Below are 16,011 nucleotides of genomic sequence, written 5' to 3'. Positions count from 1 at the left end.
CCCCCGTGGCCGGCACGATCGTGGAGATCCTGTTCGAGGAAGACGATACCGTTGACGTCGGTGACGTCATTGTGCGCATCGGCGACCCCGATGCCGTTCAGGAAGAGACCAAGCCTGAGCCAGAGCCAGAGGCCAAGTCCGAGCCTGAGCCAGAGGCCAAGTCCGAGCCTGAGCCAGAGCCTGAGGCTAAGCCAGAGCCCAAAGCTGAAGCCAAGCCACAAGCACAACCAGCAGCTCAGTCCGAGTCGAAGTCGCAACCGAAAGAAGCGACAGGCTCAACCAAGGTCAATACTGATGGAGTTCCGTACGTCACCCCATTGGTTCGGAAGCTGGCCGATAAACACGGCATCGAGCTCTCAACTCTCACCGGCACCGGCGTGGGCGGACGCATCCGCAAGCAGGACGTTATCAAGGCTGCTGAAGAGAAGAATGCACCGCAAAAGGCCGCGCCCGCTGCTGACACCAGCAAAGCCCCAGCAGCACCAGAAGCTACCGGACCTCGGGCTCGCTGGTCGACGGTAGCTGTTGATCCGGAGAAGCAAGACCTCATCGGTACCACCAAGAAGGTCAACCGTATCCGCGAGATCACCGCCAAGAAGATGGTCGAAGCCCTACAGACGGCAGCTCAACTGACTCACTTGCAAGAAGTCGATGTCACCGCTATTGCTCAACTGCGTAAGGCAAAGAAGCCGCAGTTCCAAGACAAGCACGGTGTCAACCTCACCTACCTGCCGTTCTTCGTCAAGGCGACCGTTGAAGCTTTGGTTTCCCACCCGAATGTCAATGCTTCCTATAATCCTGAGACAAAGGAAATGACCTATCACGAGGATGTCAATATCGCCATCGCGGTTGATACCCCCCGTGGCTTGCTCACCCCTGTGATCCACAAGGCTCAAGATCTTTCCCTCCCTGAGATTGCCCAACAGATTGCTGACTTGGCTGACCGAGCTCGCAATAATAAGCTCAAGCCACAAGATCTCACCGGAGCTACCTTCACCATCACAAATATCGGTTCGGCTGGAGCCTTGTCGGATACGCCAATCCTGGTACCACCACAGGCAGGTATTCTGGGCACCGCAGCTATCCAGAAGCGGCCAGTGGTGATCAGCGCTAACGGTAGTGATGCGATTGCGATCCGCCAGATGTGCTATATCCCATTCACCTACGATCACCAAGTTGTCGATGGAGCGGACGCTGGCCGCTTTACTCAGACGATCAAGGATCGTTTGGAGACTGGCAATTTCGAAGCGGATCTCGAACTCTAAGAGATTGCCTACCTGATATCTCAGAGCATGAAGATCTGAGAATTGTTTAAGGAGCGGCTTCCACACCACGTGGAAGCCGCTCCTTGTTGTTGGTGCACCGAAGGTCTCGAACTTTAGATTGTAAAATCTTCTGCGCTTCGATTATTGCTGTCCGGGGGGGGCAGAGGTGAGGAAAATTTGGTCTCCTCTCTTTCTTCCGATCACCAAGTGCGAACTGAGTCCTTGCGGGCTGCCCATTTGAATCAACCTTGGCTATTTTCAGCAGCCAGATGGCAACCTGACGGCGCTTAGGCAGCGCGCTGCTAGCTCCAGGCATTTTCGTCCTTGCAGGTAGAGAAAACGTAGCGCTATTCTCCACAGCATTTAAGTTCTGTCTCCACATAACCAACTATTTCAACCATATTGGTCAGCGCGTCGGTCTGCATAAGCAGTGCCTCAGCTTGTGTCCACGGCATGGCTACCGTAGAAGCCCGGCCAAAACCTCGCAAGCAGCATACAATGGTTTACATCACACATTTGCATAAATGTAACCTAGGTCTTAGGAGACCGTATGTCAGATACTTACCTATCCGCACAGTTCATGGATCGCCATATCGGCCCCGACTCGCAGGACAAAGCCGATATGCTCAACAGTCTGGGCTTTAGCTCATTAGATGAGCTCATTACTGCAGCGATGCCGCAGTCTATTATCGATACACAGACCATTGATCTTCCGCCAGCAGCCAGCGAATACGAGGCCACCGCCAAGCTGCGCGAATATGCCAACCGCAATGTGGAATTGCATTCCTTTTATGGCCAAGGCTTTTACTCCACTATCACGCCCAGCGTTATTAGGCGCAATATTTTAGAAAATCCTGGTTGGTATACCGCCTATACGCCCTACCAGCCGGAGATTTCCCAGGGGAGACTCGAAGCGCTGCTGAACTTCCAAACGATGATCATCGAGATTACTGGCCTACCCGTTGCCAATGCTTCCCTGCTAGATGAAGCCTCCGCCACCGCCGAGGCCGTGGGACTGATGGCTCGAGCGAAACGAAAAGGGCGGCGCGTTATAATCGATTCTCGCCTTCACCCTCAGGTGCTCGCGGTAACGGCGGAGCGTTCACGCACCTTAGGACTCGAGGTAGTCATTAGTGATGATATTGCCGGCACCAAGGGCGACGATCTCATCGGCGCGGTGATCGCTTATCCCGGGACCGAGGGCGATCTTATCGATCCCGCTCCCATTATTTCCGATATTCACGCTCGTGGTGGGCTCACCGTTGTAGTCACTGACCTGCTTGCCCTCCAGGTTTTACGTTCTCCCGGTACATTGGGCGCCGATATTGCGGTAGGCTCGTCGCAGCGATTTGGGGTACCGCTTTATTTCGGTGGGCCTCACGCTGCCTTTATGTCGTGTACGGATTCCTTGAAGCGCTTGATGCCGGGGCGCATCGTTGGTGTATCCAAGGATGCCGCGGGCCTTAGCGCTTATCGCCTCGCTCTGCAAACCCGCGAGCAGCATATTCGCCGTGAGAAGGCCACCAGTAATATTTGCACGGCGCAGGCCCTATTAGCAGTGGCGGCGTCGATGTACGCCGTGTGGCACGGCCCTAAAGGTTTACGCGCCATTAGTCACCGCGTTCACGCCCTAGCCTCTGACTTTGCCCATTCAATCGACGTAGCAGGCGGGCAGCTATCCAGTGTTGATTTCTTTGACACCGTAACCGTCATCTGCCCGAACCGAGCCGAGAGCATCGCCACCGCACTCGCCGATCAAGGCTATCTCGTGCGAGTCATTGGTGAGAATAAAGTCTCAGTCGCTTTCGGCGAAACCGCCACCAAGCGTGATGTCGTGCAGTTACTTACTGCCTTCAACGCCCCATACCAGCCAGCTCCTGCGCGCCCCTATCCACCATCGCTATGCCGCGAGGAACCAGCGTTAAGGCACCCAATTTTTTCCTCAGCGCACTCTGAAACTCAATTACTGCGCTATATGCGCCGGTTGCAGGATAAAGATTTAGCTCTCGATCGCACCATGATCCCCTTGGGTTCGTGCACGATGAAACTGAATCCCACCACCGCCATGGAACCGATTTCATGGCCTCAATTTGCCCATATCCACCCCTTTGCGCCAGTCCGCTTTACTCAGGGATGGTTGGATCTCATCGCAGAAATCGAAGAGTGGCTGGCCACTATTACTGGCTATGCTCGCGTATCCATCCAACCGAATGCGGGTTCTCAAGGGGAGCTTGCGGGTCTGATCGCCATTAGGCGCTACCATCTCAGCCGAGGTGATGATGCCCGCGATATCATGCTCATCCCGCAGTCTGCGCACGGAACCAACGCGGCTTCGGCTACCTTGGCCCATATGCGTGTTGTCGTGGTAGAAACTGCCCCCGATGGTTCTATCGATTTAAAAGATCTCGAAGCCAAACTAGAAGCCCACGCCGGCGCAATCGCAGGCATTATGATCACGTACCCCTCAACCCATGGCGTCTTTGAGGATACGGTTCGCACAGTGTGCGAAAAGGTTCATGGCGCGGGAGGACAAGTATATATCGATGGCGCTAATCTCAATGCGCTCGCCGGGATCGCCCGTCCTGGGCATTTCGGCGGCGATGTATCCCACTTGAATCTCCACAAAACCTTCACCATTCCCCATGGTGGCGGGGGGCCTGGAGTAGGTCCCGTGGCCGTTGCCGAGCACCTTGTGCCCTTCTTACCTACAGCTGCCCATCGTGTCGATCCCGCAGTCCCCGCCGCGGAGCTCGCGGGCATCCCGATTTCTGGCACCCCTTATGGTTCAGCTGGCGTGTTACCCATTTCATGGACCTACATCGCATTAATGGGAGCTGAAGGATTAAAGGAGGCGACCGGAATGGCTATTCTTGGGGCTAATTATATTGCCCATCACGTGCGCGATTTCTTCCCCATCCTCTACTCCGGCGAGGGCGGTCTCATAGCCCACGAGTGCATTATCGATCTGCGAGATATCACCGAACGCACCCACGTCACCGCCACCGACGTGGCGAAGCGGCTGATCGATTTCGGCTTCCACGCCCCAACCCTGTCCTTCCCCGTGCCTGGCACATTAATGATCGAGCCCACGGAATCCGAAGATAAATCCGAGTTGGATCGTTTTATCGCAGCTCTTCGCACCATTGCTGAAGAGATCTCAGAGATTGAGTCTGGCGCGGTAGCTTATGAGGATTCCCTCCTCCGCCACGCCCCGTTCACGGCTCGCGCACTAATGGCCGATGGATGGGAGCATAGCTTTAGCCGTCAACAGGCTGGATTCCCCGCCGGACCGAGCACAACGAAGTACTTCCCCGCATCAGCCCGCCTTGATGAGGCATGGGGAGATCGCAATTTCTCCTGCGCCTGCCCGCCGCCAGCAGCTTTTGCAGAACCCCAACAGTAAGGATCCCTATGACCACGTTGATACATTCCCCTCTCCACCATGAGCACGAGGAGTTATCTGCCACTTTTACAGCGTTCGGCCCGTGGCTCATGCCGCTGAAATACGGCAAAGAGCTAGAAGAACACCGCGCGGTACGGGAGCGGGTGGGGCTTTTTGATCTATCCCATATGGGTGAAGTATTCATCACCGGCGAAGATGCCGCCCGTTTCTTAGATTATGCCCTGGTATCTACGCTCTCGGAGATAAAAATCGGCAAGGCCAAATACACCATGATCGTCGACGAACGCGGCGGAATTATCGATGATCTCATCGTTTATCGCCTGGGAGAGCAGCGCTTTCTGGTCGTACCCAATGCCGGTAATACCGCTGTAGTGGTCGAAGAGCTCACCCGGCGCGCTGAGGGCTTTACTATAGTCCTGCATGACGCCACCCTCGAGGTCGCTCTTATCGCGGTTCAGGGACCGAACTCCGAAAATCTGCTCAAGCAGCTCGCCGCAGACCCCAGTGAGATCAGTACGCTTAGTTATTACAGCGCCACCGAGACGACGATCGCCCGCATGGATATCCTCATTGCACGCACCGGCTATACCGGTGAGGATGGTTTCGAAATCTTTCTCACCCCCGACAAGGCCCATCTGCTGTGGCCCCTCCTTATTGATAAAGGCGCGCAACTGGGGTTATTACCCTGTGGCCTAGCAGCCCGCGACTCACTCCGCTTGGAGGCGGGCATGCCACTGTACGGCCACGAATTAACCCGAGAGAAAAATCCCTATGATGCCGGGCTCGGTTTTGTCATAAGCTCCGAGGGCGACTTCATCGGTCGTGATGCTCTCCTAGCAGCACAGCACCCCACAAAAATTCTTGTGGGTATCAGTTCAACGGGCAAGCGGGCGGCGCGGGCGGGCGATCGTCTTTTTGTCGGCAACACAGACATTGGAGTTGTCACCTCGGGCCAGCCTTCGCCCACCCTCGGATATCCGATTGCCCTAGCCTATATTGAGCATGGGTATCACCACAATAAAACCCCTATAGAGGCCGAGATTCGGGGCAGACGATATCCCTTCACCACCACGCCCTTGCCCTTTTATCACCGACAACACAAGCACTAAGGAGTACACCGTGTCTCTACCTCAAGATTTTTCCTATTCAATCGAACACGAATGGATCGATCGCCTGAAAGATCAGGCCATAGGTACCACCGTTAAGGTTGGAATCACACATATCGCAGCAGATCGCCTTGGCGAGGTTGTCTTCGCCGAACTACCAGGTGTGGGTGAGGAGGTGATCGCTGGCGATATATGCGGAGAAGTAGAATCCACAAAGTCAGTATCCGATCTCTATTCCCCTGTCTCTGGCACCGTAGTCGCAGTCAATAACGATGTCCACGATGATTATTCCCTCATCAATGATGATCCCTACTCCCAGGGGTGGCTCTTTAGCGTAGAGGTTTCCGCAGTAGGAGACCTCATGACTGCCGCAGACTACGCCAAAGAAAATGGAGTGGACGCCTAGGAGCAGGTAACATCCGTGATCACCGCGAGTTATGCACTCGGTGATACGCGGTGGTAATTGGGAATTTGTGGGGTCCAGAACTAGATTGAAGAATTATGACAGCTCCGCGCAAGCCCTTCTTCCCCCCACATCTCTCGATCCGCCACTCCGATGCGCCCATCGCCATTCAGCGCCTCGGGGTCGTGGACTATCTCACTGCGTGGGAGATGCAAGCGGAGCTCGCACAGCAACGCGCAGCTGAGGAGATCCCCGATACCATTCTGGTTCTCGAGCATCCCTCGATCTATACCGCGGGCAAGCGGACCCAACCAGAAGACCGCCCCCACAACGGACTTCCTGTTATCAACGTGGATCGCGGAGGGCGGATTACCTGGCATGGGCCAGGACAGCTGGTGGCCTACCCTATTATCAAACTTGCCGATCCCATTGATGTGGTGGATTATGTGCGTCGTGTAGAAGAGGCCCTCATAAAAGTGGTGCGCAATAAGGGCTTAGAAGGCGCTGGCCGGGTAGACGGGCGCTCGGGTGTGTGGATCCCTGGTGATCATCACTTCCACCGCAAAATTGCTGCATTGGGTATTAGGATCACGCGGGGGGTCACTATGCACGGACTAGCCCTGAATTGCTGTAATACTCTGAAGTACTATGACCACATTATTCCCTGCGGTATTGCAGATGCGGGGGTAACCACTCTCAGCGTTGAATTAGGCCGAGAGATCACTGTGGAGGAGATGATTGAGCCCACTCTCACCGCTCTGGAGCACGCCTTTGCTGGCAGTTTGGCCGTCAGTGACCATAGCTTCGACGTAGCCAGTGACCCCACGAAGACTCCACGGGCTCAAGGTTAAGGTTTCGACACATAGCGGTTTAGCTAGTACATTCCAAGGTGTGAGTACAGCACCGAACGGACGCAGATTACTACGAGTTGAAGCGCGTAATTCCCAGACCCCTATTGAGTCTAAGCCGCGCTGGATTCGCACCGCGGTAAAAACAGGCCCTGAGTACCAAGACATGAAGAAGAAAGTCTCTGGTGCCAGCCTGCATACCGTATGCCAAGAGGCCGGATGCCCAAATATCCACGAGTGCTGGGAATCTAGAGAGGCGACATTCCTCATTGGTGGTTCTAATTGCTCGCGCCGCTGTGACTTCTGCCAGATCAATTCCGCCAAGCCGGAACCTCTCGATCGTGACGAGCCGCGCCGGGTTGCGGAATCCGTGAAAGAGATGCAACTTAACTATTCCACCATCACCGGAGTGACCCGTGATGATCTGGACGATGAAGGCGCGTGGCTCTACGCCGAAGTTGTACGGCAGATCCATGAGCTCAACCCGCACACCGGGGTGGAAAATCTCGTTCCGGACTTCTCCGGCAAACCAGATCTTCTCGCAGAGGTCTTTGACTCACGCCCGGAGGTATTTGCTCACAACCTCGAAACCGTACCGCGGATTTTTAAGCGCATTCGCCCTGCCTTCCGCTACGAGCGCTCCTTGGATGTGATCCGGCAAGCCCGCGATTATGGGTTGATTACTAAATCGAACCTCATCTTGGGCATGGGTGAGAGCCCTGAGGAAATCCGGGAGGCATTAGTGGATCTTCATGAGGCGGGCTGCGATATTATCACCATCACGCAGTATTTGCGCCCTGGACCTCTGTATCACCCCATCGACCGGTGGGTGAAGCCTGAGGAATTCATCGAGCATCGCGATTTCGCTTATGAGATCGGTTTCGGAGCTGTGATGTCGGGGCCACTGGTTCGGTCTTCTTACCGGGCTGGCAAGCTGTACGCGGAGGCCCTGGCGGCGCGCGGGGAGACTCTGCCCGATAATCTCAGCCACCTAGCGGATACCGCTACTGGGAGCACAGCGCAGGAAGCTTCAACGCTCTTGGAAAAATATGGCGAAAGCCAGGACACTCCCGTAGGATCTTTCCGCTAAAATTCCCCTATTTGACTTTTGATCGGTAATCTAGAGGACATGGCAGATCCGAAGGTATCGAAAAAAGAACAGCGCGCGGCTAAACGTGCCCAACGTCGACAGACATGGTCGCAATTAAGACAAGCCTTTAATATGCAGCGCAAGCAGGATAAGGCCTTAGTGCCTTTGATGCTGCTCAGTATCTTAGGTATGGGTCTCGTCTTCTTCCTGATCGGCGTCTTCGTCGGTGGCCAGTGGTTTATGCTCGCGCTTGGACTAAGTGCCGGTCTGGCGCTAGCAATGTGGGTTTTTTCCAGGCGCCTGCAAAATAGTGTCTATAACCAAGCCTCAGATCAGCCCGGTGCCGCGGGGTGGGCCTTAGAGAATCTGCGCAGCGGATTGGGTGTGGTGTGGAAAACCAAACCTGCTGTTGCTTCAAACACTCATATGGATTTCGTTCATCGCACCATCGGTGTCTGCGGTATCGTCCTGGTCGGTGAGGGCGAAAAGCACCGCCTCGAGCCCCTTTTTAAGCAGCAGGAAAAACGCCTGAATAGGTTGGTTCCAGGTGTTCCTGTCACCCGCATGATCGTCGGCGACGGCGAGGATGAGGTGCCGCTGCGCAAACTTCAAAGTCGTTTGGTACGGCTCAAGCGGATCTACAAAAAAGATGATGTCTACGAAATTGCCGCGCGCGTCGATGCCATGGATAAGGTTCAATCTCAAGGACTCGCGGGGATTCCCAAAGGTCCGCTGCCCAAGGGCGGGCGGGTATCTGGAATGAATAGGCGCGCTCGCCGGCACGCATCTCGGCAAGAGAAACCATAAAGAGCAATCCCTGACCACGGTCGGGGATTTTTTAAGCCATAATGACGGCGGTTCCCGTGGCTCTATCGTGCATGCCGCGCCCATCAGTATCAACCATGGCGGCAGGCAGGACAAGAGCGGTAAAAACAGTACGGGCAAGAGCCCGCACAAAGCCAACGCGCTCATTGGCTGAATCGATACGTGCGACTCCCATGCCGAGTACCGCTTGCCCAGGGGTGCGGGCAAATAGGGTAACGGTGGTAACACCGAGCACAATGAAGAGAAGATACGTCAACGTTGCGGTGCCGCCCAACACGCTGGTGAATATATTGATAAAGGCAGCAACTATCCAGCAGCCGATCCAATCAATGGTCACTCCCCCGGCGCGCCTTATGACCGATGCTAGAGAGTTTGGGCCATGTGCTGGTAGGCCTAAGTGTTCTCCTGGCCAGCGTGCGGGGCCGTGCTCGGAGAATTCCGCGGGGATTTCGGGCCCGTCTAACCAGGACCTGCGCTGCGATTTAGACATATCTTTAATTTATCATTGCTTTGGGTAGGTCCACCCAAAAAAATGAAGCTTTTTGGTCACTCGACAGAAACGTACGTACTATAAGATATGAAGGATTGACTATTCTCACCATGTGGCGGGAGCGTCCCTCGTATATCAGCATCACCCATTTAAGGAGAAACGCGTGGCTTTCACATCAGCGGAAGATGTTTTGCGCTTTATTCAGGACGAGAACGTCGAATTCATTGATATTCGCTTCACCGACGTCCCCGGTATCGAGCAACACTTCACCATCCCAGCCCATATCCTGGACGAAGATGCCATGGCGGAGGGCCTCGCATTCGATGGATCTTCAATCCGTGGCTTCACCAGCATTGACGAGTCGGATATGAGTTTGATACCCGATATCGCGACCGCTGCGCTTGACCCATTCCGTGCCGCGAAAACGCTTAATATCAAATTCTTTGTGGTTGATCCGTTTACGCAGGAACCTTTTTCTCGCGATCCACGAACGGTGGCCTTGAAGGCGGAGGAATATCTAGCCTCTACCGGTATCGCTGATACCTGCTATTTTGGTGCGGAGGCGGAATTTTATCTCTTCGATTCGGTCCGTTATTCCACCGATATCAATAGTGGTTTCTACGAGGTAGATTCGGATGAAGGCTGGTGGAATCGCGGCGCGGACACTAACCTAGATGGCTCCTCAAACCGCGGGTACAAAACCAGACTCAAGGGCGGCTACTTCCCCGTTCCTCCCTATGACCAAAGTCAGGATATTCGCGATGAAATGACGCGGACGCTGGCTCAATCTGGCTTCGCCATCGAACGCTTCCACCACGAGGTAGGTACAGGTGGTCAGCAGGAGATTAATTATCGATTCAATACTTTGCTCCATGCCGCCGATGATCTACAGACTTTCAAATACATCATTAAAAATGTCGCCTTCCGTCGCGGTAAGACTGCTACCTTTATGCCCAAGCCACTAGCTGGCGATAATGGCTCCGGAATGCATGCGCATCAGTCCCTGTGGAAAGACGGCATGCCACTATTCCACGATGAATCCGGTTATGCTGGGCTCTCTGATATCGCGCGCTATTATATTGGCGGTATTTTGCACCACGCTGGTGCGGTTTTGGCGTTTACTAATCCCACGCTCAATTCCTATCACCGGCTCGTTCCTGGCTTCGAAGCACCAATTAATCTGGTGTATTCCCAGCGAAACCGTTCGGCTGCTATTCGTATTCCTATCACGGGCTCGAACCCGAAGGCTAAGCGGGTAGAATTCCGCGCACCAGATCCTTCCGGTAACCCCTATTTTGGCTTTGCAGCGATGATGCTCGCCGGTCTGGATGGCATTAAAAACCGCATTGAACCCCATGCTCCAGTGGATAAGGATCTCTATGAGCTCCCACCTGAGGAGGCTGCTTCCATTCCGCAGGCGCCTACCTCACTGGAGGCAGCTTTGGGCGCTCTCGAGCAGGGGCATGAATTCCTTACAGATACTGGGGTATTCACGGAAGATCTTATTGAAACTTATATCAAGCTCAAATATGACAACGAGATCACCCCTGTGCGCTTGCGTCCGACTCCGCAGGAGTTTGAGATGTATTTCGACTGCTAGACGCATTTCTCTTTTCAGCTTCCCGTTATAGGCTCCCTATTTCTTCGATTTCTGGGGAAAATGGCTTTTTACTCGTCCTGTAATGGGGGGTTGAGGATATAAGAAGAGAGGTATAACTCCACTCCTGGAGTTATACCTCTCTTCTTTTGGTCGTTATTGGGCTAGAGAACCATAGCCGCAATCCACCCCGCTGCGATGAGTGGGATATTGAAGTGGAGGAAGGTGGGTATCACCGAATCTCGGATGTGATCATGCTGCCCATCAGTGTTGAGGCCCATAGTGGGACCTAAGGTCGAATCGGAGGCAGGGGAACCTGCGTCCCCGAGCGCACCCGAGGCGCCGATAATAGCGACAGTGGCCGCAGGGCTAAAGCCGAGCGTCATACATAAAGGGACATAAATCGTGGCCAGAATCGGCAAGGTGGAGAAGCTCGAGCCGATACCCATGGTGACCACTAGTCCAACCAGCAGCATCACAAGTGCAGCGAGTGCCTGATTATCCCCAATCAGTGCTGCTGAGGAATTGACTAGGGATTCCACTTCCCCGGTTGCTTTCATTACCGAGGCAAAGCCCTGAGCGGTGATCATAATAAAGCCGATCAGTGCCATCATCTTCATGCCAGCTGTGAAAACATCATCGGCTTCCTTCCAGTTCACTGCACCTGTCAGTAAGAAGATAGATAAACCAATGAGCGCACCGATCAGTAGCGAATCGGCTTCGGTTCCTAAAATTTGCATGGCCACCTGAACGAGGAAGGTTGCCAGGATAGCCCCGAGGGCGACCACGATTTTATAGCGTGAAGGTGGTGCGGTCTGTATATTTGGCGTGCTCGGCGAGGCCGGAGTTTCCGCCGTGTTCACCGTGTTCGCCGTGTTCGCGGTGGCCGCTGTGGTCTCCGCAACCGGCTGATCGCTATAGTATCGCGGCGCGCGGTAGCTGATAAAGATCGCAACGAGCAGACCCATCAACATACCGATGGCGGGAATGGTCATCACCGTCATCACGTTTAATCCGCTGGTATCAAGACCAGCTTCTTCGATATTTCCGAGCAAAATGCTCTTCAGGAAGATCGATCCGAAACCCACAGGGATCCACATATAGGTGGTCACCAACCCGAAGGTGAGGACACACGCGACCAAGCGGCGATCGAGGTTCAACTTATTCATCACCGCCAACAACGGTGGGATGATGAGAGGGATAAAAGCGATGTGGACGGGGATGAGATTCTGACTCATCACGGACATGGCAAGAATTCCGGCGATCATTAACCACTTGGTTATGGCAACGGCACGGGTGTTGGCACTGTGTGATTCACTTCCGATTTTGCCCATAATCCAGCGAGCTAAAGCTTCCGGCAATCCCGAGCTCGCGACGGCCATCGCGAAGGCTCCTAAAAGTGCGTAGCTTAAAGCAATTTTGGCGCCTCCGGATAACCCGTCCTGGAAGGCCACCATGGTGGCATCGAGGCCAATGCCCGACAGGAGTCCTCCGACGAGTGCGCCTATAAAGAGCGCGAGAACAACGTGCACTCTAGCCAGTGCGAGCAGCAACATGACGGCAACAGCAATTAATACGGCGTTCATTTAGATCAATATACACGCAGCACTGCATATTTAATATATTTATACAGCAAACTATTCGAGGGGCATCCAGAGAATTAGGGGTCTTTTTAACATGTCAAACGCTGTTTAGCGAGCTAGTTCAGCCCTGACCCCTCATAATTTTATTTGCATAATATGCAGCTTTTGACCCATTACGCTCAGTGCCCCAACCCCTTTTCTACCCCCGTAACCACGTAGTTACCCCAGAAAACCAGTCCCCACCGTCGATCTATGGAGTTTTCACCTACCCCCACCCCCACTTAACACCCCCAAGATTCTCAGCTTAAAACTGGTACACGGCACATCCCGATAGTCAATACTCCCCCGCGTTCACCTCTCATACCTGTACCAATGGGACATATATAAGACTTTTTGAGTGAAATGCTATAAAACCTATAAGTTAATAAAAATTATGACCTGTGACATCTTTCATTGGAGTTCTTCAATTGTGTTGAAGGTTATAATAAGATTCGACTTGTTAGTTAAAACATAAGACGTCAGAGGACTAACAGACATCCACAGTGCCATTGACAAGTGAGCACTATGCCTTCCTTCTCTCCAGTGAAAGGTGCCTTTATGAAAAACCAAACACGGCGCCACGCGTTGATAGCATCGCTATCCGCGCTCGCCCTCGGCTTCGGCTTGGTTCAAGCCGCCCCGAGTGCCCTCGCCGATACCTTTACCGGCATCCCAGGGCACGCCGCCAACGGGACCTATGGCTTCGATGCCAATCCCGATCCCACTGCGGACCCCTTCTTCGAAGAGCAACAGATTGCCACCGCTGGCGATAAGTACGATTGCTATCGTATTCCTGCTCTCAATACCACCAAGGACGGCGACGTCCTCGCTTCTTATGATGGTCGTCCAGCCAACTGCGGTGACGCTCCTTACCCAAATGCAATCGTGCAAAATCGCTCGACCGATAACGGTAAGACCTGGAGCGCGCAGATCGATATCGCCCCGGCAACCCTAGGCGATAAGCCCGTCGGGTATTCCGACCCGTCATATATTGTTGACCGCGAGACTGGCACCATTTTTAACTTCCACGTCAAGTCCTTCGACGCTGGCATCATCGCATCGAAGCCCGGCACGGATCCCTCTGACCGAAATATCATCCATGCCGCCTACGCTAAATCAACCGATGGTGGCCGGACGTGGATTTACGATCGTGTTATCACCCGCGATATCACCCCAGATCCTTCCTGGAAAGCTCGCTTTGCTACTTCTGGCAATGGCATCCAATTACAATACGGACGCCACAAGGGCCGCTTGATCCAGCCCGCCATGGTTATCACCAACGGTAACTACTGGAAAGCAGTCGCCTGGCTTTCCGACGACCACGGTGAGACCTGGTACGCCTCACGCCCCTGGGGCAACGGCATGGACGAGAACAAAATCGTTGAGCTCTCCAACGGCGTTTTGATGAATAACTCTCGCTCCTCCTACGGGTCCGAGCGCGCTCGCAAGATCTCCTACTCCTACGATGGTGGCTATACCTGGACGGAGCCAGAGCTCGACAATAATCTGCCCGATCCTCGCAATAACGCCTCTATCATTCGGGCCTTCCCGAATGCCCCTAAGGACTCGGCACTCGCCAAGGTTCTCCTCTTCTCCAATACCGCCTCGACGAGAGCTCGTGCCAACGGCACGATCCGCATGTCCTGCGACGATGGTCAAACGTGGCCTGTTTCCAGGGAATTCAAGCGCGAGAATATCATGTATACCAACCTGACCACTCTCGCCAACGGTGATATCGGCATACTCTGGGAAGATAACGCCCCCGGCGGAAACAATATTTACTACGGGCGCTTTAACCTCCCCTGGCTCGGAGCGAGCTGCCTCAATGTCGATAGCCCCACCAAGAGCGTTGGCGCTGGCGACAATATCACTGTTCCTGTGACCCTCACTAATACCACTGGTGTGGAAATCTTCAACCAAGCTGTTAATTTCGAAGGCCCTGCGGGCTGGACGTTTACCAGCACCCCATCTAGGATTTCCCTCCAGCCCGGTGAGTCCACCACCGTGGAGGTCAAGGCTGTCGCTCCACTCGAGGGCAACAACGGCCTCAATGAGGTGAAGATCACGGTAGCAAACGGTCCTATCAACTCCATTGGTACCTTTGAGTTGCTCCTGCGTGATGCAACCGAAGTTGAAGTTCCTGGTCCAGGTGAATATTGGGATTTCAACGTCACCGAGCCAACAGCTTGGGCTGCTCTTACCTATCCACGCGAGAATAATGAGTGGAAAGTAGGCGAATTGGTGAACTACGAGTTCGCGATTGTCAATCCTTATTATGAGACCGCAGCTATTAAGGTCGAGCCTTCGGGCGGAGAAGGGCTCAACAACTTCGCTCGTCCCAGCGCTAGAACGTGCCGGTACTCGTCACTCAATATCATTGGTACGAAGTGCCCACTTCCCACGCACACCGTGACGGCAGAGGATCTTGAGCGAGGCTACTTCGAGACCGAAGTCACCTTCGAATACACCAATTTGGAGACCAACGAGGTCACCACTCAGACCCTCACTACTCCTCGGATTACCGTGGTGCCAGGTTCGATCATTGAACCGAATCCACGACTGGAGACGGTGCGCGCCACCATCCTTCCAGTGGGCGAACTCGCCTCTACCACAGGCGATATAACGGTGCCGGTTACGGTCCACGCAACCTCAAGCACTGGCACGATCCCTGATGGCACCGCTATCGAGCTCTACCTCAATGATGAATTGGTCAGCGAAAGCCCACTTGCAGACGGCCACGCCACCTTCTCCGTTACCGTTGCATCCGTTGAGCCGTCCGAAGAAGCTGTAACCTATTCTCTGCGGGCTCGCCCCAAGGTAACTGCAGATGATATGCGCGGTGTTGATGGAACTGGTAGCTTCAGCGTTCTACCTCGCGATCGAGAGATGAAGAATACCTCCATTACACTCGGAGAACTCGCAGATCTTCCGGTGGGTTCAGTAAAGGATAACCGTATTCTCGTCAGCGCCAAGGTCCAGCACAACGGTGAAGATGCTGCCGATGAAGAAGTCACCTTCTCCTCGTCAGGATCAACGGCATCTGTTCGCACCAACTCCGAAGGTGTCGCACTGACCTACCTCACCATTGCAGAGCTCGGCCAGTTAATCACTGAAAATACCCGTGTCGAGGTTACCGCTGCGGTCGCTGCTCGCGATACTGCTTCGGCGAACTACGAGGCAGCCGAAACCACTGGCAGCTTCTTGGTCACCCCGAAGGATGTTCAAGAAGAACCCGCTTCCGTTGATTGGGGCGCGATCCTAGGTGGCATTGCTACAGTGATCGCTCTGATCAGCGCTGTCTTCGCCGCATTCGCCGCAAACCTCTTCTAGGAGAACAGGCGATAGCACAGACAGTTATTAAG

10 protein-coding genes and 2 pseudogenes are annotated in these 16,011 nt (G+C 54.1%); 9 read left to right on the top strand and 3 right to left on the bottom strand.

Features of this window, described 5'->3' with window-relative positions:
* The 7 genes from sucB to NXT00_RS08430 form a co-directional block, all read left to right on the top strand.
* The coding region (gene sucB / locus NXT00_RS08460) for a 2-oxoglutarate dehydrogenase, E2 component, dihydrolipoamide succinyltransferase (protein WP_259158717.1) at positions 1-1,265 on the top strand (1,265 nt) is incomplete at its 5' end.
* Between the two features lie 580 nt (positions 1,266-1,845).
* Positions 1,846-4,668 (top strand): aminomethyl-transferring glycine dehydrogenase, encoded by a 2,823-nt coding sequence (gene gcvP, locus NXT00_RS08455; RefSeq protein WP_396124966.1) that lies wholly within the window; start codon positions 1,846-1,848, stop codon positions 4,666-4,668.
* A gap of 8 nt (positions 4,669-4,676) precedes the next feature.
* A complete protein-coding gene (gene gcvT, locus NXT00_RS08450; protein WP_259080372.1) occupies positions 4,677-5,777 on the top strand; it encodes a glycine cleavage system aminomethyltransferase GcvT in 1,101 nt (366 codons plus the stop codon).
* Between the two features lie 10 nt (positions 5,778-5,787).
* Complete coding sequence (gcvH, locus tag NXT00_RS08445; protein WP_259080370.1) at positions 5,788-6,180, top strand: glycine cleavage system protein GcvH; 393 nt, start codon at positions 5,788-5,790, stop codon at positions 6,178-6,180.
* A 95-nt stretch (positions 6,181-6,275) separates the two neighbouring features.
* Positions 6,276-7,028 carry a lipoyl(octanoyl) transferase LipB gene (lipB, locus tag NXT00_RS08440; protein ID WP_259158715.1) on the top strand — a complete coding sequence of 251 codons (753 nt, stop codon included), beginning with the start codon at positions 6,276-6,278 and terminating at the stop codon, positions 7,026-7,028.
* 40 nt (positions 7,029-7,068) lie between these two features.
* Positions 7,069-8,115 (top strand): lipoyl synthase, encoded by a 1,047-nt coding sequence (gene lipA, locus NXT00_RS08435; protein ID WP_259080366.1) that lies wholly within the window; start codon positions 7,069-7,071, stop codon positions 8,113-8,115.
* Between the two features lie 39 nt (positions 8,116-8,154).
* Positions 8,155-8,922 carry a DUF4191 domain-containing protein gene (locus NXT00_RS08430; RefSeq protein ID WP_259080362.1) on the top strand — a complete coding sequence of 256 codons (768 nt, stop codon included), beginning with the start codon at positions 8,155-8,157 and terminating at the stop codon, positions 8,920-8,922.
* 31 nt (positions 8,923-8,953) lie between these two features.
* Here the strand turns inward: NXT00_RS08430 and NXT00_RS08425 are convergent, their stop codons facing one another.
* On the bottom strand, positions 8,954-9,430 hold the full coding sequence (locus NXT00_RS08425) for an RDD family protein (RefSeq protein WP_259158714.1): 477 nt from the start codon (positions 9,428-9,430) through the stop codon (positions 8,954-8,956).
* A 163-nt stretch (positions 9,431-9,593) separates the two neighbouring features.
* On the opposite strand from NXT00_RS08425, the gene glnA reads away from it, so the two are divergent.
* Positions 9,594-11,030, top strand: a complete 1,437-nt coding sequence (glnA, locus tag NXT00_RS08420; protein WP_259080358.1) for a type I glutamate--ammonia ligase — start codon at positions 9,594-9,596, stop codon at positions 11,028-11,030.
* Positions 11,031-11,191: 161 nt separating this feature from the next.
* Here glnA and NXT00_RS08415 read toward each other — a convergent pair.
* Positions 11,192-12,274, bottom strand: a pseudogene (locus NXT00_RS08415) (Na+/H+ antiporter NhaC family protein); the annotation flags it as partial.
* A gap of 138 nt (positions 12,275-12,412) precedes the next feature.
* Positions 12,413-12,583: pseudogene (locus NXT00_RS09480) on the bottom strand (sodium:proton antiporter); the annotation flags it as partial.
* 624 nt (positions 12,584-13,207) lie between these two features.
* Between NXT00_RS09480 and NXT00_RS08410 the strand changes: the two are divergent.
* Entirely contained in the window at positions 13,208-15,979 is a 2,772-nt protein-coding gene (locus NXT00_RS08410; protein ID WP_259158712.1) for an exo-alpha-sialidase, read from the top strand.
* Positions 15,980-16,011: the final 32 nt, after the last annotated feature.

Source organism: Corynebacterium sp. ES2715-CONJ3, assembly GCF_024814365.1.
GTDB lineage: Bacteria > Actinomycetota > Actinomycetes > Mycobacteriales > Mycobacteriaceae > Corynebacterium.
This window is presented reverse-complemented; position numbering and strand designations above follow the sequence as displayed.